Origin of the sequence: Sphingomonas sp. GC_Shp_6 (assembly GCF_026540835.1) — a bacterium.
Lineage (GTDB): Bacteria > Pseudomonadota > Alphaproteobacteria > Sphingomonadales > Sphingomonadaceae > Sphingomonas.
This window is the reverse complement of sequence record NZ_JALNUO010000002.1, coordinates 232,998-254,718: the sequence shown is the minus strand read 5'-3', so window position 1 is coordinate 254,718 and position 21,721 is coordinate 232,998. Positions and strand designations below refer to the sequence as shown.

The window sequence follows — 21,721 nt, the reverse complement described above, 5'->3', positions numbered from 1 at the left end:
GTTTCTGACAAACGGGGGTGATAACGATAACATGGGGAGAGGGCCGATGGATCGGCGCGGGTTTATCAAAACGGGTCTGACGGCAGGCGCGACGCTGGCGGCGAGTGGCGGCGCGGCGGCGGCCGTCACCCGGCGACCGCTCGACGCCGGATTTCCGCGCGATTTCATCTGGGGCTGCGCCACGGCCTCGTACCAGATCGAAGGCGCGGTGAAGGAGGACGGGCGCGGCGCGACCATCTGGGACGTGTTCTCGCACACGCCGGGCAAGGTCGCGAACGGCGACACCGGTGATGTCGCCTGCGACAGCTATCATCGCTATGCCGAGGACACGCGCCTGCTCAAGGATCTGGGCGTCGGCGCGTACCGGATGTCGATCGCCTGGTCGCGCATCTTTCCCGAGGGTCGGGGCAAGCCCAACCAGAAGGGCATCGATTATTACAACCGCGTGATCGACGGGCTGCTGGCGGCGAACATCACGCCCTATGTGACGCTGTTCCACTGGGACCTGCCCGCCGGGCTGCCCGGCGAATGGCGCAACCGCGATACCGCGCTCGCCTTTGCCGATTATGCCGGGTTCATGGCCGGCAAGCTGTCGGACCGGGTTCACCGCTTCATGACGGTCAACGAGCTTCGGTGTTTCACCGATCTCGGCCATCTCCAGGGGATCCATGCGCCGGGGCTGAAGCTGCCGCCGGCCGAGGTCAACCAGGTGCGCCACCACGGCGTTCTGGCGCACGGGCTGGGCGTCCAGGCGATCCGTGCGCATGCGAAGGCCGGAACGCAGGTCGGCATCGCGGACAACACCGTCATCTACACCCCCGTGATCGAGACGCCCGAGCATATCGCCGCCGCCAAGAAGGCGACGCGCCAGGAAAATGCGATGTTCCTGACCGCGATCATGGAAGGGCGGTATATGGACGAATATCTGGCGCAGGAGGGCGCCGCCGCCCCCAAGCCGCAGCCGGGCGACATGGCCGCGATCGGCAGCCCGCTCGATTTCGTCTCGCTCAATGTCTATGCGCCCGAATGGGTGCGCGCGGACGACGGGCCCAAGGGCTATGCCGTCGTTCCGCACATCGCCTCGTCGCCACGCATGGCGTCGCCCTGGCTCGTGGTCGGGCCCGAAGTCGCTTATTGGGCCGTCCGCCAGGTCAGCGAACTCTGGAACCCCAAGGCCATCCTGATCTCGGAAAACGGCGCCTCGGCCGACGATCCCGTCACCAACGGCCGGATCGACGATGTCGACCGCGTGATGTACCTGCGCAACTATGTCGGCCAGTTCCGCCGCGCCGTCGCCGAAGGCTTTCCGCTCAAGGGCTATTTCCTCTGGAGCCTGATGGACAATTTCGAATGGGCGGACGGCTATACCAAGCGCTTCGGCATCCATTATGTCGACTTCGCGACGCAGAAGCGCACGCCCAAGCTCAGTGCGCAATGGTATCGCGAGGTGATCCGGCGCAACGCGCTGGTCTGACGGGGATGCGCAGTACAGCCGAAGATCGGACGAACCGATGAATATCCGCCGCAGGCTCGCCGCGTTGCTGATCGCCCCGGCGCTGTTCGGGGCGGCGGCCCCGCCGGCCCCGCCGGCCGCGCCGGTGCAGGTGGCGTGGTTCCGCTACACCGGCGACGACGCCACGCTCGCCCGCGCCGGGCAGGGGAATTATGCCAACCCGATCCTGCCGGGCTTCTACCCCGATCCGAGCATCATCCGGGTCGGCGCGTGGTTCTATCTCGTCAATTCGACCTTCGCCTATTTTCCCGGCCTGCCGGTGTTTCGCAGCCGCGATCTCGTCCACTGGACGCAGATCGGCAACGCGATCGATCGGCCGGAACAGCTCGACCTGACCGGACGCGGCGTGTCGGAGGGGCTGTTCGCGCCGGCGCTGCACCATGCGGGCGACCGGTTCTACATCATCAACACCTGCGTCGGCTGTGGCGGGACGTTCATCGTCACCGCGCATGATCCGGCGGGGCGGTGGTCGGATCCGGTGTGGATCCGCGACGTCGGCGGCATCGATCCGTCGCTGTTCACCGATGAGGACGGCACCACCTGGCTGGTCAACAACGATGCGCCGGCGGGCAAGCTGCTCTACGAGGGCCACCGCGCGATCTGGATCCGGCGTTTCGATCTGGCGACGATGAAGACCGTGGGCCCCGCGCGGGTGATCGTGGACGGCGGCGTCGACATCGCGACCAAGCCCGCGTGGACGGAAGGGCCGCACCTCTTCCGCCACGACGGCCATTATTATCTGATGACCGCGGAGGGCGGCACCTCGGTCAACCATTCGGAAACCGTGTACCGCGCCGACCGGCCGGACGGCCCGTTCGTGCCGCTGCACCGCCCCATCCTGACTCAGCGCGACCTGCCGGCCGATCGGCCCAACCCCATCGGCTCGGCCGGCCATGCGCAATTGGTTGACACGCCGAGCGGCGACTGGTGGGCGGTGTTCCTCGCGACGCGGCCTTATGCCGGCGATTTCTACAATACCGGGCGCGAGACGTTTCTGCTGCGCGCGCGGTGGCAGGATGGCTGGCCGATCATCACCCGGCCGGGCGAGACGATCCCCTATGCGGCGCCCGCGCCCGCATTGCCGCGCGGCGCGCCGGGGCCTTTTCCGATATCGGGCAATTTCACGCTGCGCGACGATTTCCACGCGGCCACGCTCGCGCCCTATTGGCTGACGGTGCGCACACCGCACGAACGCTGGTGGCGGACCGGGGCGGACGGCCTGGCGCTCACCCCGCGCCCCGACCGGATCGGCGAGCGCGGCCAGCCGAGCTTTCTCGGCCGGCGCCAGCAGCACCGCCACGCCGAAGCCTCGGCCGAGATCCGCGCCGATGTGCTGGCGCCGGGCGGCAAGGCGGGGCTCGTCGCCTATCAGAACGAAGCGCATTATTACCTGATCGCACTGATGCAGGATCGCGGCATGCGGCGCATCCGCGTCGAGCGCCGGGCAGGCGAGGGCGATCCCGTGGACGGCATGGTGCTCGCCAGCGCGCCGCTGCCGGCCGGGGCGGGCACCGGCCGGGCACCGTTGCGGCTGCGCATCGTCGCCGATGACGGCCGCTATGCATTCGATTATGCCGTGAAGGGCGGCGGCTGGACCCGCCTGCTGGCGAATGCCGACGGCACGGTGCTGAGCACCGCCAAGGCCGGCGGCTTCGTCGGCACCACGATGGGCCCTTACGCCTATACGCCCTGATCGCGGTCAGCGGCAGATGGCGGCGCCCGGCAGCGGGGCGTTCGCGGGCACGGCGAGCCCATGTGCGGCCGCCGCCGCTTCCAGCGTGGGGCTGGGACCGGCGAGCGACAGGTCGATCGCCGCGGCGTAGAACGGGTCGGCTTCCGCGCGCGGCAGCGTCGTGAAGTCGAAGCCCATCGCGCGATAGAGATCGAGCAGGCGCGGCAGCATCCGGGCGTCGAACGCGCCGACATGCATCAGCAGCACATAGGGCAGATCGCGGCCGAGCGCGGCGTGCGCGAGCTGACGCGAGCGCAGCGCCTGCGCCCGTGCAGCGGCGAGATAGCTCGCCTCCAGCCCGGCGATCGCGCCCGTATCGGCCTTCGCGGCGCAGTGCGCGAACGCATCGTTCCAGGCATAGTCGCCGAAGCTCATCGTCACCGCCGCGATGCGATAGCCATCCGCGCGCAAGGCGCCGCGCACCGCCGCGACGGTCGCTGCGTCGCGGCCTTCGGAGAGGAACGGATAGCGGAACCAGTGCCAGTCGCTTCCGCGGCCCAAGGCGGCGAGCGGTGCGTCGTCGCGTCGCACGTCCGCCAGAAACGCCGCCGCGCCCACCTGGCCGAGATCGAGATGGCTGAAGCCGTGGTTGCCGATCGGCAGCCCTGCCGCGCGCCAGGCGGCCAGTACGCGCGGGGCATCGGGGTTCCCCGCATCCACGCCCGCGTTCAGGAAGCCGAACGCGGGCGCATGCTGCGCGGCCAGCGCCGCGATGATCGTCCGTGCGATCGCGAGCCGGTCCCCGCCCGGCGGCAGCGGCCCGTGCGCGGGAAGATCGTCGAAGGTCAGCGCGATCTGCGGCCGGAGCGCTGGGGCCGCCGTCCAGCCGAACAGCGCCAGCGGCACCGCGTCCGCCATCGCGCGATAGCCCGCCGCGTTGGGGTGGAGATGGTCGCCCGAATCATAGGCGGCCAGCAGATGGTCCGGACGGGCAGGATCGTGCGCCGCTGCATCGAAATCGACCACCCCGTCGAACACGCCGGAGGAGCGGATGAAGGCGTTGATCGCCTTGCGATCGGCTTCGCTGGCGGCGCCGGGATGATAATAGTCGTTGCCGGCATAGGGCGTGATCGTTCCGCCGACGAGCCGGATGCCATGTTCGTGCGCACGCGCCGCCATCTGGCGAAAGGCGACCTCGATCGCGGTGACCATCGCTGCGTGCGTCCCGGCGCTGGCCGGCTGGTCGCGGGTGAGGACGCCCAGATCGTTCACGCCCTCCAGCACGATCGCGTAGCGGACGCCGGGTCGCGCGATGACGTCGCGGTCGAACCGCGCGAGGAGATTGGGGCCGAGCCCGTCGAGCAGCACCCGATTGCCGCCGATCCCTGCGTTCACCACGGAGAGCGTCCGCGTGGCCGGATCGGCGGCGAGCCGGGTGGCCAGCACGTCGGGCCAGCGCGCGTTGCTGTCGTCGGCGATGCCGTGCCCGTCGGTGATCGAATCGCCGATCGCGACGATCGCCCCGCTTTGCGCCGATCCGGTCACCTCGACATCGGCGAGGCTCCACCAGCCGCCGATCCGCCGGACGTCGGTGGGGACGGGCGCGCCGGTCTGGTCGCCGGCTGCGAGGAAGGTGGTGGCCCGCGCACCCGGATGGCCGGTGCGCGGCCCGGCCGGATCGGGCAGGAACAGGCTGACGGCCACGTCCCCGCCCGCCACGACGGCGAGCGCGACGGGATCGGAATAGACCTCGGCGCCGGCGGGCACGACGGTGGTGGCCGCGCCCGCGAAGGTCAGGACATGGCCTTGCGTCACCCCCGACTGCCCCGGTCCGGCGGCCAGCGCGACTCGGGCGGCGCCGATGCGCAGGGGCCGGTCGCCCGCCACGTTCGACAGCCGGACGCGAAGGCCGGTGCCGCCCGCCGACAGGTGGACGATCTGGCGGATGGTCGCCGCGCCCGTGGCAGCGATCGCATCGGCATCCTTGCCGTCGGCGCGCATCTGTGCCGCGCCCCAGGCCGGAATCCAGCGGCCCTCCTCGGCCATGGCGTCGGTCGCCAGGGCGGCGAGCGCGACGGCCAATGCTGCACGCCCGATCCGTTTCCTCATGTCTTCTCCGATCATCGCATCGCTCTCCCGTCCAAGGCGCTTGCCGCGGTCCGGATGGGAGCGGTATCACCATAGGAAGCGGAGTCGATACCGCCGGAGAAGGATATGCGCCGTCTGTTGCCGCTGCTCGTGCTGGCGCTGCCATTTCCGGCGCATGCGCAGGACTGTGCCGGTCCGGTCGTCGCATGCGGCGTGCCGATGCCGGGTGCCCTCGCGCTGCTGTCGCCCGGCCAGACCGCGCGCGTGGTGGTGAGCGCGGACGACGATGCGGGCGTGCGCCGCGCCGCGGCCGATCTCTTGGCCGATCTGAAGGCGGTAGGCGGCGGCAGCGCAGCGCTGTCGTCCGACGCGCGCGACGGCGCGACGGTGATCGCCGGCACGCTCGGCCACAGCGCCGCCATCGACGCGCTCGTCCGCGCGGGGAAGCTGGACGTGTCCGGCCTGGCCGGCCAGTGGGAGGGCTATGTCGAGCAGGTGGTCGATCATCCCGCACCCGGCATCGCGCGCGCGCTGGTCGTGGCCGGCAGCGATCGGCGGGGCACCATCTTCGGCCTCTACGACATCAGCGCAAAGGCGGGGGTGAGCCCGTGGACATGGTGGGCCGACGTGCCGGCGCAGCGGCATCCGACCTGGTATCTCACCGCCGGCCGCGTCGCCGATCATCCGATCGTCAAATATCGCGGCATCTTCATCAACGACGAGGAGCCGGCCTTCGGCGGCTGGGCGCGGGCGACGTTCGGCGGCGTGAACCACCGGGCCTATGAGCGGCTGTTCACGCTGCTGCTGCGGTCGCGCGCCAATTATCTGTGGCCGGCGATGTGGGGCAAATCGCTGTGGCAGGACGATCCCGCCACCGCCCCGCTCGCGAAAGAGATGGGGATCATCCTCGGCACGTCGCACCACGAGCCGATGGAGCGCGCCAATATCGAGTGGAAGCGCCAGGGCGGCGGCGCATGGGACTATGCGACCAACGCGCCCGCGCTCCGCGCCTTCTGGCGTCAGGGCATCGAACGGCGCGGGCCGTCGGAGGATCCCGTTACCATCGGCATGCGCGGCGACGGCGACGAGCCGATGACGAAGGGCACCGCCATCCCCCTGCTCGAACGGATCGTCACCGATCAGCGCGCGATCATCGCCGATGTGAGCGGCCGCCCGCCTGCGCAGACGCCGCAGGTGTGGGCGCTCTACAAGGAGGTGCAGGATTATTATGACGGCGGGATGCGCGTTCCCGAGGACGTGACCTTGCTCTTTTCCGACGACAATTGGGGCAATATCCGCCGCCTGCCGCCGCCGGGCGAGGTGCGCGCGGGCGGATCGGGCGTCTATTATCATTTCGATTATGTCGGCGATCCGCGCAATTACAAATGGATCGATACGGTCAGCATCCCCCGCGTGTGGCAGCAGATGGCGATGGCGGACCGCTATGGCGCCGACCGGCTGTGGATCGTGAACGTCGGCGACCTGAAGCCGCTGGAATATGCGACGAGCTTCTTCCTCGACATGGCCTGGAATCCCGGCCGGATGACGCTGGGAGCGATGGAGGCCTATCCGGTGCGCTGGGCGGCGCAGCAGTTCGGCGCGGCGCAGGCCGGCCCGGTCGGCGCGATGATCGCGCGTTACGGCCAGCTCGCGAGCCGGCGCAAGCCCGAGCTGATCGATGCCGACAGCTATGCGCTCGCCGATGGATCCTGGGCGCGCGTCCTGGCCGACTGGAATATGCTGGCGGCCGCGGCGCACCGCGAGGCAGAGGCGATCCCGGCCGACCGGCGCGATGCCTATGACGAGCTGGTGCTCCACCGCATCGATGCGATGGCGAACCTGCACCGGCTCTATGAGGCGGTCGCCGAGAACCGCGCCGCCGCCCGTGCCGGCGACGATGCCGCAGCGGTCCGTTGGGCCGCCAGCGCGCGCGGCTATTTTGCCGAGGATCGGACGCTCCGCCGCCGCTACGAATCGCTCGGCGGCGGCAAATGGCCGCAGATGATGGCGCAGACGCATATCGGCTATACCGGCTGGCAGGAGCCCGCCGCCGACGTCATGCCCGCGCTCGCGACCGTCGCCGCGCCGCTGCCCATCCCGGCGACCGAGCCGGCACCCTTCGCGACCCTTGCGGTGGACGCTGGCCGGCCGATGGATGGCGCGGGCTTCCACTGGCAGATGGTGCCGAACTTCACCGCCGGGGGCGCGGCGATGACCGTCACGCCCGTCGCCGCCGCGCCGATCGAACATCCCGGCGGCGCGAGCCCGCAGATCGTTTACCCGGTGACGCTGCCGCCCGGACGCACGGTGTCGGTCAGCGTCGTCGCCGCGCCGGGACTGGACGTGCGCGGCACGCGGCGCCAGCGGCTGGCGCTGTCGATCGACGCGGGCGCCCCCGTCCCCATCGACCTGCTCGCCGGCGACGACGATTCGCGGTGGCGCGGCGCGGTGAGCGAAAACCGACGCATCGCGACCGCCATCCTGCCCGTCGCGCGCTCGGGGCGCCATGCGTTGCACCTCTGGCTGGTCGATCCGCAGGTGGTCGTGGAACGGCTGGAGATCGAGCTCGTGCGCTGAAGCGCTGTCGGCCCACGGATTAAGGATGTAAGGCGGCTTTTCGATGCGAACCGATTTTCCTGCCATCACCGAACGCCGTGTGGCCGAGCGACCGGCCGTCGACGCCGACACGTTCGCGCGCGAGGTGGTGTCCGGCTATCGCCCCGTCGTTCTGCGCGGACAGGTGGCGCATTGGCGCGCGGTGGCGGCAGGGCAGGCCGGCCCGCGCGCGACGGCGGAGTATCTCGCTGGCTTCGGCGGCGGTACGCCGCTCGAGGTGCTGATCGGCCCGCCGGACATCGGCGGCCGGTTCTTCTATGCCGACGACAGCCTCACCGGGTTCAACTTCCACCGCCAGCAGGTGTCGATCGGTGCGCTGGTCGCCGAGCTGTTGCGCTATGCCGAAATCGCGGAGCCGCGCCCGCATGCGCTCTACGCCAATGCTGCGACCGCCCCCGAACATCTGCCCGGCTGGGAGGCGGCGAACCCGCTGGCGCTGGGGATCGACGCGCCGGCGCGGCTGTGGATCGGCAATGCCAGCAGCATCGCGACGCATTACGACACGTCGATCAACATCGCCTGCGTCGTCGCCGGTCGCCGACGCTTCACGCTGTTCCCGCCCGATCAACTGCCCAACCTCTATGTCGGGCCGCTCGATCATACGATGGCGGGGCCGCCGTCGAGCATGGTCGATCCCGACGCGCCCGATCTCGCCCGCCATCCTCGGTTCGCCGACGCGCTGGCGCATGCCGAGGTGGCCGAACTGGAGCCGGGCGACGCGATCTTCATCCCGCCGATCTGGTGGCATCACGTCCGCGCGTTCGACCGGCTGAACGTGCTGGTGAACTATTGGTGGGAGCATCGTTCGGGCGCCGCCTTCGTGGCGCTGGTGCACGCGATCTGGGCGGTGCGCGATCTGCCGGATGCGGAAAAGGCGGCATGGCGCGGCTGGTTCGACCACCTCGTCTTCGCGCCCGACGCCGGCCGCGCCGCGGACCATCTGCCGGATGCGGCGCGCGGCATCATGGGCGCCGCAAGCCCCGAGCGGACCAGCCGGATCCGCCAGTTCCTGACCGGTATGCTGGGCCGATCCTAACGCCCGCCGGGTCGGTCGAGATACGTCGCCACCCAGAGCAGCGGCGCGTTCCAGTTGATCGCCACTTCGTTGTCGGCATAGGCGCGGCTGTCGTCGAGCCAGCAGCGCTGGGCGGTGCACTGGCCCTTCAGGGTAGCCGATACGGGATCGGCGAAGGCGGTGTTGTTGGCGCCGCCGCCGATCACGCCGGGCGGCGGCCCGGGCAGGCGCGCATCGAACTGGTGCGCCCAGAAGCGATGGTGCGGGCGCGACATGGGGTGCCAGCCGAAGCCGGTGACATAGCTCTGGTTTAGCGGGTTGCGGCCCAGCACGTAATCCGCGGTATCCACCACCGCATCGCGGTAGCGCGCGTCGCCGGTGAAGCGCGCCGCCATGGCGAGGATGATACCGCGGTTGAGGATCGCACCGTTCGACCCCCAGGGATAGCGCGTCGTCGCATAGGGCAGGTGATAGCCCGATCGCGCCTCCTCGGTGAGGAAGCGGTCGGCGAGCGCGATCAGCCGGGCGCGGGCGGCGTCGCGGTCGGCGGCGGGGACGCCCGGCGCGGTCGCCAGCGTCATCGTGCCGAGCGCGGCCGTGTTGCTCCACCCCGGCTCGCCGCCCAGCGGCGCGGTCGCGAGCGGCATGCGGTGGAGCGCGGCGGCGAGTTCGGGCGTCGGCGTGGCGGCGTAGAGTTCGGCGGTCGCCCAGTAGAATTCGTCGGACAGATCGTCGTCGCCATAGCCGCCGCTTCCGGTGAACGCCTGCGCCGCGTAGATCGCCGGATTGCGCAGCGCGGCGCGATAGGCGCGGCCGGCGGCGGTAAGGCAGCGCTGCGCGAAGCCGTCGTCGATCCCCTTCCACACCCGCGCGCATTGCGCGGCGGTGGCGGCGAGATTGAGCGTCGCGGCCGTGCTGGGCGGGTAGAGCAGCCGCTGTTCGCGGTCCTCCGCCGGTATCGTCGGCAATGTGGTCCAATGCCGATCGGCGACCTTGTGATGCGCCATGCCGCCCGCGTCGACCTCGGTCAGCAGAAGCCGGCCGCGGCCCTGGCGCCCCACCGGGAGCGCGAGGCGGCTGCCGTCGGGCACCTGCATCGCGAGCAGGAACCGCATCTCCCACCGGGCCTCGTCGAGCAGGTCGTTCGTGCCGTTCCCCGCCTCGGGCAGCGCGGCGCTGCCGTCGGGGAAGGAGGGGGCGGCCGCGTTCGCTTCGTAGAGATTCTGCAGCGTCCAGAGCGCGATGCCACCGTTGACGACATATTTGCCCTGATCGCCCGCATCGTACCAGCCGCCGGTGACGTCGAGCGTATAGGGGCAGCCGGGCCACATCGTGCCGCGCTCGTCCGGCCCGGCGAAGCAGCCGGCGACCTCGTGCGGGTGGCCGGCCGCGCGCGCCCATTGCGCGCCGCCCGCATAGCGCGCCTCGATCGCGATCCCGGCGCGCGTCTGGTAGAAATAGTTGAGCGCGGCGCGGGCGACGGGACGATAGAGGCCGCCATCGATCCGGAACGGATGGCTGGCCGCGCCGTCCACCTCCAGCCGATAGGTGCCGGGCAGCCGCAGGCCGGTCATGTCGATCTGGTGGACATGATCGCCCGACGCGGCATCGTCGCCGAAGACGCGCGTCGCGCCTTGGGCGACCGGCCGGCCTTGCGCGTCCGTCACCCGCCAGGCGAGCGGCGCCGTCGCCGCATCGTTCAGGATCGCCAGCTTCGCGGTGTCGGGCAGGAAGCCGAGCTGGTTGAGATGCACCGCATTTGGCGCGGCGGCGCCGAGCGTCAGGAGCGCGAGCAGGGCGATCAGGCGCTTCATGACGGCTGCCCGAGCGTGCGCAGCAGCGTCGCGCGCATCCGCGCGAACCCGGCGGCGTCGGCCGGTCCCAGCATCCCGCGCATCTCGGGCGGAAGATGCGCGACGGGATCGCCGCCGGTCTGGAAGACCAGATGATCGAACATCATGCGCCACACCTCGCGTTGATCGTCGGGAAGGCCGCGCAGCGCGAACAGCGACAGCAGCAGCGCGTCATAGGGACTGACCGTTTGGTCGGCCGCGGTGTTCCACCAATAGTTGCACAGCATGTTGACCCGGTCGAGCGAAGCGACCGCGTGCCACCAGTGGAAGGGAATGTAGATCGCGTCGCCCGGCTCCAGCGTGGCGTGCTGCGCCTGCGCCAGCGCTTCGGGGAAGCGGGGATAGCGATCGAGATCGGGGGCGTCGGGATCGACCATGCTGACCGGCGTTCCCGCCGGCGTCAGCTCATAGGGGCCCATATAGAGATTGGCGACCTGATCGGGCGGAAACAGCGTGAACCGCCGCCGGCCGGCGACGACCAGCGCGATATTCTCGGCGAGATCGTAATGCGTCGCGACCCGAATCGCATTGCCGAGCCAGAGCCGGGGCACCACCCCGATCGGCACGATGGCGGTGGCGTTCTCCTCGGCGAAGCCCGGCAGCAGATCGGCCGCCGGGATCGACTGGACCGCCATCGCATAAGGCCGCGCGGCGTCGCGGTCGCGCAGCAGCCGGTCGAGAAACGGGCCGAGCGGCGATCGCCCGCGCGAGAAGTTCAGCCCCGCCATGTCCGGCGTGTAGAAGAACCGGCCCTCGATCGCGGGATCGCCGACGATGGCGTTCACCGGCTCGGGGTGGCTGAAGCGTTTCAGATAGGCGACGAACGCGTCGTCGCCGGCCTGCGCGGCGGCCACCGCGGGCCAGTCGGCAGCGATCCCGCGCAGCACGACGGGGCGGCAGGCGGGGCGGATCTCGGCATCGAACCGGTCGCGATCGACGCCGTGGAACTCGGGGATGGGCGTCATGCGGGCGACCCCAGCGGCGCGAGCGTGCACCCGACCTGCGCCAGATAATCATCCTGCCGCGGCAGCGCCTGTGCCGTTTCGGCGATCACCGCGCGGATATCGGCCAGCCGCGCGAGCGTCTCGGCATCGGGCAGCGTGTCGGCGACCGGGTGATAGCGCCGCGGCCGCACGCCCTTGCCGGTCATCACCGCCAGCCAGCTGGTTTCGGTGAACACCTCGTTATGTTCGCGAAAGACGCGCCCGCTCTCGCGGAACATCGCGAGCTTGTAAGCGGTGCCGTCGGGCATGGGCAGCGCGCGCATGTCGCGCCAGAAGGGCGAATCGTCGCGGTCGCTGGCGTTGTAGTGGAGGAGGAGGAAATCGCGGATGTCGCGATATTCTCCCGCCATCTCCGCGTTGAACCGGTCGATCTCCAGCGGCGAGAAACCGCGGCCGGGGAACAGCGTCAGCAGCCGCGCGATCGCGGTCTGGACGAGATGGATGCTGGTCGATTCGAGCGGTTCGAGGAACCCGCCGGCCAGGCCGAGTGCGACGACGTTGCCGATCCAGGCGCGCCGGCGGTGGCCGGCGGTGAAGCGCAGCGGCTTGGGATCACCCAGTGCCGGGCCGTCGAGCCCGGCGAGCAGCGTCGCGGCGGCTTCGTCGTCCGAGACATGCGCCGAGGAATAGACATAGCCGTTGCCGATCCGGTGCTGGAGCGGAATGCGCCATTGCCACCCCGCCGGGCGCGCCGTGGCGCGCGTGAGCGGCAGGCGGGCGTCGCGTTCCGTGCCGAAGGCGCAGGGCACCGCCCATGCCCGGTCGCAGGGCAGCAGCGCCGACCAATCCTCGAATCCCGCGTTCAGTTTCTCCTCGATCAGCAGGCCGCGAAAGCCCGAGCAATCGACGAACAGATCGCCCGCGACCCGGCGGCCATCCGCCAGTCGCACCGCGGCGACATGGCCGGTCTCGCCGTCCTGCTCGACGTCGACGACGCGGCCTTCGGTCCGCCGCACGCCCCAGCCTTCCGCCAGCCGGCGCAGGAGCCGGGCATAGAGGGCCGCGTCGAACTGGAACGCATAGCCGAGCTTCGACAGCGGCGATTGCGGCAGATCGTGGCGCGGATGGCCGAACCGCCCGCGATAGGCCGCCATGATGTTGAGCGAATAGGCCTCAAGCGGCGTCTCGTCGCCGAGCGCGCGTGCCTTCAGCCAATGATGGTGGAACTCGATGCCCTGCATATCGAGGCCGTAAAAGCCGAACGGATGGACGAACCGCTCGCCCGCGCGCGTCCAGTCGCGAAACTCGATCCCCATCTTGTAGGTCGCGCGCGTCTCGCGGAGGAACTCGCCCTCGTCCAGGCCGAGCAGCGCGTTGAACAGCACGATCTGCGGGATCGTGGATTCGCCGACGCCCACGGTGCCGATCTCGTCCGATTCGATCAGTTCGAACGACAGCGCCCGGTCGCCGCCGAGGATGCGCGACAGCCCCGCGGCCGCCATCCAGCCGGCGGTGCCGCCGCCGACGATCACCACGCGCCGGATGCCCTCCTGCATCATATCGGCGATCCGCCGCCGCCCACGTCGAACGGCGATGCGGCGCTGAATTCGAAGAAGGGCAGGTCCGCCGCCGGCGCGGCCGCCACGGGCTTGACGGGAGCGAGTGGAGAGGGCGCGGTCATGCGCAGGAACTCGCCATGCGTCGGCAGCCGCCGCGCGGTTTCCGCATAGCCACGCCGCATCTGCTCGAGCGCGGCGGTCACCTTGGTTTCGTCCAGCGAATCGGCGGCGGGCTCCCAGCTTTGCGGCACGATGCCCTGGCCCAGGCACACCGCCACCCAGCTCGGGTTGCTGAACAGGTCGTACCCTTCGCGAAACAGGCGCCCCTTGCCGGCGAACAGTTCGATTTTGCGGGCCAGGCTGTCGGGCACGTCCATCGTGCGGACGCGGTTCCAGAACGGCGAATCGTCGCGCGCGGTCGCCTTGTAGTGGAGGATGATGAAATCCCGGACGTCCTCGTACAGCTCCTTCATCTGCCGGTTGAACTCCGCCCGCTCGGCGGGATCGAACCTCTTGTCCGGGAACAGTGCCACGAGCCGCTGGATCGCCGCCTGGACGAGATGGATGCTGGTCGATTCCAGCGGCTCGATGAAGCCGCTGGCCAGGCCGAGCGCGACGACATTGCCGTTCCAGCATTGCCGGCGCCGTCCCGCCTCGAAGCGCAGACGGCGCGGCGTGCCGAGCGGTTCGCCCTCCAGGCCGGCCATCAACTGCGCCTCCGCGGCGTCGTCGGACAGATAGTCGCTGCAATAGACGAGGCCGTTGCCCATGCGGTGCTGGAGGGGGATGCGCCACTGCCAGCCGGCCGCTTTCGCGGTCGCGCGGGTGAAGGGATCGGGCTCGGCGGGGTTGGGCAGCGCGCAGGGCACCGCCACCGCGCGGTCGCACGGCAGCCACTGCGCATAGCTCTCGTAACCGGTGCCGAGCGTCTCCTCGATCAGCAGGCCGCGAAAGCCCGAGCAATCGATAAACAGATCGCCCTCCACCTGCTCGCCATCCGCGAGCGTCAGCCGCTCGACATGGCCGTTCGCGCCGTTCACCGCGACATCGGTGATGCGCCCCTCGATCCGGTGGATGCCCTGCGCCTCGGCATAGTCGCGCAGATAGCGCGCATAGAGACCGGCATCGAAGTGGAACGCGTAGAACAGTTCGCGCACCGGCGAGCGCGCATCGTCGCCCGCGCGGCCGAACTTGCCGTGTGCTGCGGCCACCGCGCTCATCGACCAGGCGGCGATGTCGGGCACCGGACGCCGCGCCCGTTCGCGCAGCCAGAGCTGGTGGAAATGGATGCCCTGAAGATCATGGCCGTGATTGCCGAACGGATGGAAATAGCTCGATCCCAGCCGGCCCCAATCGACGAACTCGATCCCCAGCTTGAACGTGGCGGAGGTGGTGGCGACGAACGCGTTCTCGTCCAGCCCGAGCATCCGGTTGAAGTTGAGCAGCGGGGGGATCGTCGCCTCGCCGACGCCGACGGTGCCGATCTCCTCGGATTCGACGAGCGTCACCTCGGTATGGCCGTTGTTGAGGAAACGCGCGAAGGCGGCCGCGGCCATCCAGCCGGCGGTGCCGCCGCCGACGATCACGACGCGTCGGATGGGCTGTTCGTTCATCGGGTGAGATATCTCGCCTGCGCCGCCCGAAAGGCGGCATGGGTGGGAAGGTGCGGCAGCGCCGCGGCGATATCGGCCGCCAGCGCGGCCATGGCGGCGTCGGCGCTGGCGGCGGGAACGGCATCGATCAGCGGATCGAGCCGACGCGGCAGGCAGCCCTGGCCGATCAGCACCGCCGCCCATGCGTCGCGTGCGAACGTCTCTTCCTCGTGGAAGGGCAAGCGACCGCGTTCCGTCCATTGCGCGAGCGTGTGCGCGAGGCTCGCGGGCGGCTCGGCCGCGGCGACCGCGCGCCACAGCGGGTCGCGCCGCTGCGCGGTGCGCCAGTGCATCGCCAGAAAATCCCGCACCCGGTTGGCCTCCGCCAGGCTCTGCCGGTTGAAGTCCGCCGCCTCGACGGGGGTGGGGACGGCACCGGGCAGCATCGTCACCAGCCGGTCGATCGCGCTCAGCGCCAGATGCAGGTTGCACCATTCGAGCGGCTCCATCTCGGTCGCGGCATCGCCGATCGCGACGACGTTGCCGCGCCAGGGTTCAGGCCGCGTGCCGGGACGGATGCGGATGGGTGCGTCGGGCGCCTGGCCACAGGCGTTGCGCAGCACGCGCGCGGCGGCCGCGTCGCCCAGATGGCCCGACGCATAGCCGAACCCGCTCTGCTGCCCGCTCGTCCAGCGCCAGCCTGCCGGATGCGCCACGACCGGGGTCAGCACCGGCGGCGCGGCGGCGGGACCGTCCGCCAGCAACACCCGGTCGCACGGCAGCCATCGGCTCCAGTCGTCGCGCGCGGCATCGAGCGCGCCGCGCAGCCTTGCCTCGGGGCCGGTGGCATCCACGAACAATTGGGCCCCGACCGCGCGTCCGTCGGCAAGCGTCACCGCCGCAACGAACCCGCGCGCATCGACGCGGACGTCGGCGATCTCCCCCGCAATCTCGCGCACGCCGACGTGCAGCGCGAACGCGCGCATCATGGCGTGATAGCGCGGCGGATCGAGCGTCAGCCCATATTCGTGATCCGCGAATGGCGTGTCCGGCGTGGCGGGCACGAATCGGTCGGCGCGGGCGAGCGCGGCGGCGGGCGAATAGCCGTCGAACGGCGCCGCGGCTCCCGCGCGCGCGGCACGCAGCCAGTGGAGATGGAACGATGTCGGCCCGAACGGCCGCCCATAGCGACCATAGGCGTGGACATAATCGGCAAGCCCCTCCGCCCAGCCGCTAAAGCGCGTGCCGAGCCGATAGCCGGCGCCGGTGCGCGCGATCCCGTCACCCTCGCCGATGCCCAGATCGCCATGAAAGCCGAGCAGCGAGGGCAGGGTGCAGGCGATCCGGTCGGCGAGCGCATCCGGCGAGACTGGGGTTGCCAGCAACGTGACGTTGAGAAACGGCGCCCGCCGCCGAAGCGCCGCCGCCGCACACCAGGCGGTGATCCCGCCCCCTGCGACCAGCACCGTTCCCAGCGCTCCGGTCCGCATCAGGCGGCGTCCGCCATCGGGCAGAAACGCGCGATGAAGGCGCGGTGGTCGGATCGGCCCGCGACCTCGCCTGCGATTTCTGCATGCAGCGTGTGAAGTCCCTCGAGGAGCGCAGCGCTCGCGACGGTGTCGGCGCGCGGGTCCCAGCCGGTCGGCACGATGCCCTGGCCCAGATACACCGCCACCCAGCTCGCATCCAGGAACACGCCTTCGCGATATTTCACGACCCGACCGCGACGGCGCCACAGCTCCATCTTCTCGGCCAGGCTGTCGGGCACCGCCATCGTGCGCACGTAATTCCAGAAGGGCGAATCGTCGCGCGTGGTTGCGTGATAATGAAGGATCAGGAAGTCGCGGATGCGATCATATTCCAGGTCGATCACGCGGTTGAACTCGTCTCGGTCGGCCGCTGCGACGCGGCGTTCGGGGAACAGCTCGATCAGCGCGGTGATCGCCTGCTGGACGAGATAGATGCTGGTCGATTCGAGCGGCTCGAGAAATCCCGAGGCGAGCCCGACCGCGACGCAATTGCCCACCCAGCTGCGCCGCCGCCGTCCGGCCGCGAAGCGCAGCAGGCGCGGCGCCGCGATCGCTTCGCCCTCCACCGCCTGCTCGAGCGCGGCCCCGGCGTCGTCGTCGGAGGTAAAGGCGCTCGCATAGACATAGCCGTTGCCGGTGCGGTGCTGGAGCGGGATGCGCCAGCGCCAGCCCGCCGGCATGGCGATCGCGCTGGTATAGGGCGTGACCGCGGTGGCGGTACGGCAGGGCATCGCCACCGCGCGGTCCGCGGGCAGCCAGCGCGACCAATCCTCCCACGGCTCGCCCAGCGCCTCCCCCAGCAGCAGCGAGCGAAACCCCGAACAATCGACGAACAGGTCTCCCTCGATCCGCTCGCCCGAACCCAGGACGATCGCGGCGATATCCCCGCTTTCGCCGTCGCGCTCCACCCGGGTGACGATTCCCTCGGTGCGCGTCGCGCCCATCGCCTCGGCGATTTCGCGCAGATAGGGCGCGAACAGCAGCGCGTCGAACTGATAGGCATAGCCGAACGTGCCCGCCAGCCGCCGCCGATCGGGATCGGGATGATCGAACCGCCCCTCGCGTGCCAGCGTGCAGGCATAGGAAAACCGGTCGAGCGGCGGCAGCGGCGCGCCTTCGTTCAGCAGGCGCGCCCAATAATGATGGAAATCGACGGCGCCCGTGCCCCGCCCGAACGTGCCGAACGGGTGCACATAGCTGTCGCCGATCCGCCCCCAGTCGCGAAATTCGATCCCCAGTTTGAACGTCGCGCGGGTGCGAGCCATGAAATCGGCCTCGGCAATCCCCAGCCGCTCGTTGAAGGCGCGGATATGCGGCAGCGTCGCTTCGCCGACCCCGACGACTCCGATGGCTTCCGATTCCACCAGCCGCACGGTGCAGCGCCCGGGCAGCAGCCGAGCCAGTGCGGCCGCCGTCATCCAGCCGGCCGTGCCCCCGCCGACCACCACGACCCGCACGGGATCCCGGTCCTCTCTCTCCTCGCCCACCGGCGTCCTCCTTCCCGCCGTGGCGGGCATGGTTGCGCTCTCGTTTCCAGCGATCCTTGATTAGGCGGGGCGCGTCAACCGCTGGCGCGTGGCCGCAGGCGAGCGTTGCAAAAACACCACATGCGCTGGTTTTTACAGTTGACGGCGAAAGACTGTTACCGCAATCATTGCCGTCTGCCATCGCTGCGATTACGAGGTGGGGGCAGATCAGGCGCGATTACAGCGCTGATTAAAGGGGGAGGATTACGATGCGCCTTGTTGCGCCGCCGCATGGCACCAGCAATCATTTCGTTCGCTTGATGCGTGGCGCTTCTGCCACAGCCCTGTGTGTAGCCGCGATGGCGGGCACGGCGCAGGCGCAAGTGACGCCCGACCAGCAGACGCCGATCACCGGCGCCAACCAGCCGTCGCCCACCGGCGCGAAGGCGGGCCCCGGCACGGCCGGCTCGTCGACGCCGTCGAGCAGCGCGACAGGCGCCGTCGGCACGCAGATGACGGTGGGCGAGGTGCCGACGCCCGGCGACCAGACGCCCGCCACGTCCGATGCGGGCGCCAACGGCCCCGACGACGTGGTCGTCACCGGCATCCGCCAGAGCCTCGCCAACGCGCAGAACATCAAGCGCAATTCGGACACGGTCGTCGATGCGATCACCGCGACCGACATCGGCGCGTTGCCGGACCGCTCGGTCACGGAGGCGCTCCAGCGCGTGCCGGGCGTCCAGATCAGCCGCTTCGCCGGCGCCAACGATCCCGATCACTTCTCGGTCGAGGGTTCGGGCGTCAACGTGCGCGGCCTCAACTTCGTCCGGTCCGAGTTCAACGGCCGCGACACCTTCTCGGCGGGTATCGGCGGTCAGGCGATCAACTTCGCCGACGTTCCCGCCGAACTGCTCGGCTCGGTCGAGGTGTACAAGAACACCACCGCCGAACTGATCGAGGGTGGCTTGGCCGGCACGGTCAATCTCAACACCCGCAAGCCGTTCGACAATAATGGCCTGCACATCGGTGCCGATGCCGAAGCGAACTATGGCGATTTCGAAAAGAAATGGTCGCCGACCGGATCGCTGCTCATCAGCGACACCTGGCAGACCGGCATCGGCAAGTTCGGCCTGCTCGCCGACGTCAGCTATTCGCGCATCCGCAGCCGCGCCGACGGCATCCAGGTGACGAACTTCCAGACCCGCGACAACCAGAGCGCGATCGCGGCGAATTCGACGACCACCACCATCTGCCGCAACGCGCTGCCCGGCACGACCGACACGACCACGCTGCCCGCGGCGGGAACGGGCTGTGGCGCGGCCAGCACGGCCGGCGCCGACGGTCTGCTCGATCCGACCGGCACCCGCTATGCCCCGATCGGCGGCCAGTACCGCACGCAGGATTTCGATCGTAAGCGTGACGGCCAGGCGGTGGCCGCCCAGTGGCAGAGCAACGACGAGCGCACCCTCGTCACCGCACAGTTCCTGCGCACCCATACGACGAACAGCTGGGGCGAGCACACCTTCGAGACCGCGCCCGATCTGTCCGAATACAACACCTATCCCTATGGCTGCGCCCAGAACGGCAACGGCCCCGCATCGAACGGCAATTCGACGACGCGCGCCGAATGCTCCGTCACCGGCACGCGCAACTACAATTACGATGCGAACGGCCTGTTCCAGTCGGGCTATATCACGCAGCCCGGCAGCGGTTACCGCTCGGCGTGCAGCGGCACCGCGACCTGCTACGTGCCGACCGGCGGAACCCAGCAGTCGCTGTCGCGCCGCCAGGTGTACGAAGAGAATGCGATCAAGGATTACGGCCTCAACCTGAAGCTCCACCCCAACGACCATTGGTCGATCAACCTGGATGCCGACTATACCGAGGCCGAGCACAACGATCTCGATTTCAGCGTGTTCGGCTCCACCTTCGCCGACAGCGAGCTGAACCTGACCGGCAATCTGCCGTCGGTCGTGGATCACAAGCCGGCGACGCTGGCGGCCGCCTGGGCTACGCCCAATCCCAAGCTCGTCGCCGAAAACGACGCGCAATATTTCTCCGATCCGAACGTCCAGTTCTGGCGCGCCGCGATGGATCATGCGGAGCACAGCGTCGGCCGCGAATATGCGTTCAAGGGCGATTTCGACTATAAGTTCGACGATGGCGGTTTCCTGAACCACTTCAAGTTCGGTGCGCGCTATGCCGATCGCCGCGAAGACGTACAGTATAGCGCCTATAACTGGGGTGCGCTGAGCGAAGTGTGGTCGGGCAGCAACCCGGTCGCGATCGCGCAGTCGCCCGCGAACAGCGCCTTCTACTCGTTCCCCAACTTCTTCCGCGGCGCGACGCCGGGGCCGACGGGCGGCTATTATTACACCGGCGATCTCATCAAGGCATACAATCAGTCTGCGGCGTATTTCCAGCAGATCGGGAATACCTGGACCTCGACGAATGCCGCCAACACCTTCACCCGAGCGGATGGCAGCACGTTCAGCGCTTCGGTGCCGAGCTGTAATTCAACGACCATCGTTGCGGACCCCCGTGGCGGCACCGTTGTGGGCTGCCAACCAACGACCACGTTCAGCCCGCTGGCGCAGCGTGCAGGCGTGGTTCCCGGCACCTCCTACCTGCCGTCCGAAATCCAGCGCGTGACGGAGCAGGACGTCGATGCCTATGCGCAGCTCAATTTCGCCACGCCGGGCAATCTGTTCGGCAATGTCCGGATGAGCGGCAATATCGGGCTTCGTTTCGTCGACTCTGCCATCACCTCGGCAGGCTCGGTCGGCGCGCCGACGCAACAGTCGACCGGGACGCAGGATCCCTATGCGGTGCGCTGCGTCACCACCACGGCGACGCGCCCTGACGGCACCACCGTCGTGACCCAGCCGACCGGCGCTTGTACCCTCGGTGCCGATGGCTATGCCGCGCTGCGCCAATTCTCGACGGGGCAGACCATCTCGGAGGTCGCGCACAACAGCTATCACTACTTCCTGCCAAGCCTGAACCTGAAGTTCGGGATCGACCGCAACCTCATTTTGCGCCTTGCGGCGTCCAAGGTGCTGACGCGGCCCGATCTCGCCAATATCCGCGACTTCCTCCAGGTCGGGTTCGATCCGAACAGCGGCGTGGCCACCGCGACGGCGGGCAATCCCTATCTGAAGCCCGCCACCGCCTGGCAGTTCGATGCGACGGTCGAATGGTATTTCGGCAAGGTGGGCCAGCTCTCGCTCGACGGGTTCTACAAGTCGGTTCACAACTTCTTCTACCAGTCGCTGTTCGAGCGTCCGATCACCAGCAATGGCGTCACCGAATATGTCCAGGTGCGGGGACCGGCCAACTATAGCGGCTATGGCAAGATCAAGGGTGTCGAGGTCACGTATCAGCAGACCTTCGACTTCCTGCCCTCGATCTTCAACGGCCTGGGTACGAGCATGAACTATTCGTTCATCTCCAGCTCGGGCCTGCCCAACTCGTTCCTGAGCGGCGGCGCACCGACGGCTGTGTCGAACATCAAGGCGGGCAACCTGCCGTTCGAGGGGCTGTCGAAGCACAATTTCAACGCCACCCTGTTCTACGAGAAGGGTCCGGTGTCGCTGCGTGCGGCGTATAACTGGCGCTCGAAATATCTGCTGACCGCGGCCGACGTGATCTTCCCCTACACGTCGATCTTCCAGGATGCGGGCGGGCAGCTCGACGCGTCGGCATTCCTCAACGTCAACAAGTATATCAAGATCGGCGTTCAGGGCGTGAATCTGGCCAATCAGATCGTGAAGACCGAACAGGCCTATATCAACGGGTCCGATGCGACGGCGCCGCGGTCCTATTTCGTCAACGATCGCCGCTTCTCGTTCATCCTGCGCGGCAACTTCTGATC

Annotated in this window: 12 protein-coding genes; 5 read left to right on the top strand and 7 right to left on the bottom strand. The window is 69.1% G+C overall.

The window, feature by feature from the left end:
* Nucleotides 1-46 precede the first annotated feature (46 nt).
* Together OXQ95_RS03850 and OXQ95_RS03845 are read left to right on the top strand one after the other, a co-directional pair.
* Complete coding sequence (locus tag OXQ95_RS03850; protein WP_267379837.1) at nucleotides 47-1,474, top strand: GH1 family beta-glucosidase; 1,428 nt, start codon at nucleotides 47-49, stop codon at nucleotides 1,472-1,474.
* Between the two features lie 37 nt (nucleotides 1,475-1,511).
* Nucleotides 1,512-3,206 carry a glycoside hydrolase family 43 protein gene (locus OXQ95_RS03845; RefSeq protein WP_267379835.1) on the top strand — a complete coding sequence of 565 codons (1,695 nt, stop codon included), beginning with the start codon at nucleotides 1,512-1,514 and terminating at the stop codon, nucleotides 3,204-3,206.
* A gap of 6 nt (nucleotides 3,207-3,212) precedes the next feature.
* Here the strand turns inward: OXQ95_RS03845 and OXQ95_RS03840 are convergent, their stop codons facing one another.
* Entirely contained in the window at nucleotides 3,213-5,294 is a 2,082-nt protein-coding gene (locus OXQ95_RS03840) for a GDSL-type esterase/lipase family protein (RefSeq protein WP_267379832.1), read from the bottom strand.
* 105 nt (nucleotides 5,295-5,399) lie between these two features.
* Here OXQ95_RS03840 and OXQ95_RS03835 point away from each other — a divergent pair, with 105 nt between their 5' ends.
* On the top strand, nucleotides 5,400-7,850 hold the full coding sequence (locus OXQ95_RS03835; protein ID WP_267379830.1) for a glycosyl hydrolase 115 family protein: 2,451 nt from the start codon (nucleotides 5,400-5,402) through the stop codon (nucleotides 7,848-7,850).
* A gap of 43 nt (nucleotides 7,851-7,893) precedes the next feature.
* A complete protein-coding gene (locus tag OXQ95_RS03830; RefSeq protein ID WP_267379827.1) occupies nucleotides 7,894-8,925 on the top strand; it encodes a cupin-like domain-containing protein in 1,032 nt (343 codons plus the stop codon).
* On the opposite strand, the gene OXQ95_RS03825 is transcribed toward OXQ95_RS03830, so the two are convergent.
* The 6 genes from OXQ95_RS03825 to OXQ95_RS03800 are packed head-to-tail and all read right to left on the bottom strand — an operon-like array spanning nucleotide 8,922 to nucleotide 17,868.
* Entirely contained in the window at nucleotides 8,922-10,718 is a 1,797-nt protein-coding gene (locus tag OXQ95_RS03825) for a glycoside hydrolase family 9 protein (protein ID WP_267379823.1), read from the bottom strand. The genes OXQ95_RS03830 and OXQ95_RS03825 overlap by 4 nt on opposite strands.
* A complete protein-coding gene (locus tag OXQ95_RS03820; protein WP_267379820.1) occupies nucleotides 10,715-11,722 on the bottom strand; it encodes a cupin-like domain-containing protein in 1,008 nt (335 codons plus the stop codon). Before OXQ95_RS03820 ends, OXQ95_RS03825 begins: the two co-directional genes overlap by 4 nt.
* Entirely contained in the window at nucleotides 11,719-13,260 is a 1,542-nt protein-coding gene (locus OXQ95_RS03815; RefSeq protein ID WP_267379817.1) for a tryptophan halogenase family protein, read from the bottom strand. The genes OXQ95_RS03820 and OXQ95_RS03815 overlap by 4 nt, the downstream gene beginning before the upstream one ends.
* Nucleotides 13,257-14,873 carry a tryptophan halogenase family protein gene (locus OXQ95_RS03810; RefSeq protein WP_267379814.1) on the bottom strand — a complete coding sequence of 539 codons (1,617 nt, stop codon included), beginning with the start codon at nucleotides 14,871-14,873 and terminating at the stop codon, nucleotides 13,257-13,259. The genes OXQ95_RS03815 and OXQ95_RS03810 overlap by 4 nt, the downstream gene beginning before the upstream one ends.
* Nucleotides 14,870-16,342: a tryptophan 7-halogenase gene (locus tag OXQ95_RS03805; protein ID WP_267379811.1), complete on the bottom strand. Its 1,473-nt coding sequence runs from the start codon at nucleotides 16,340-16,342 to the stop codon at nucleotides 14,870-14,872. The genes OXQ95_RS03810 and OXQ95_RS03805 overlap by 4 nt, the downstream gene beginning before the upstream one ends.
* Entirely contained in the window at nucleotides 16,342-17,868 is a 1,527-nt protein-coding gene (locus tag OXQ95_RS03800; protein ID WP_267379808.1) for a tryptophan halogenase family protein, read from the bottom strand. Before OXQ95_RS03800 ends, OXQ95_RS03805 begins: the two co-directional genes overlap by 1 nt.
* A 338-nt stretch (nucleotides 17,869-18,206) precedes the next feature.
* Between OXQ95_RS03800 and OXQ95_RS03795 the strand changes: the two genes are divergently transcribed.
* Nucleotides 18,207-21,719, top strand: coding sequence for a TonB-dependent receptor (locus tag OXQ95_RS03795; RefSeq protein WP_267379806.1), 3,513 nt, complete (start codon nucleotides 18,207-18,209; stop codon nucleotides 21,717-21,719).
* Nucleotides 21,720-21,721 lie beyond the last annotated feature (2 nt).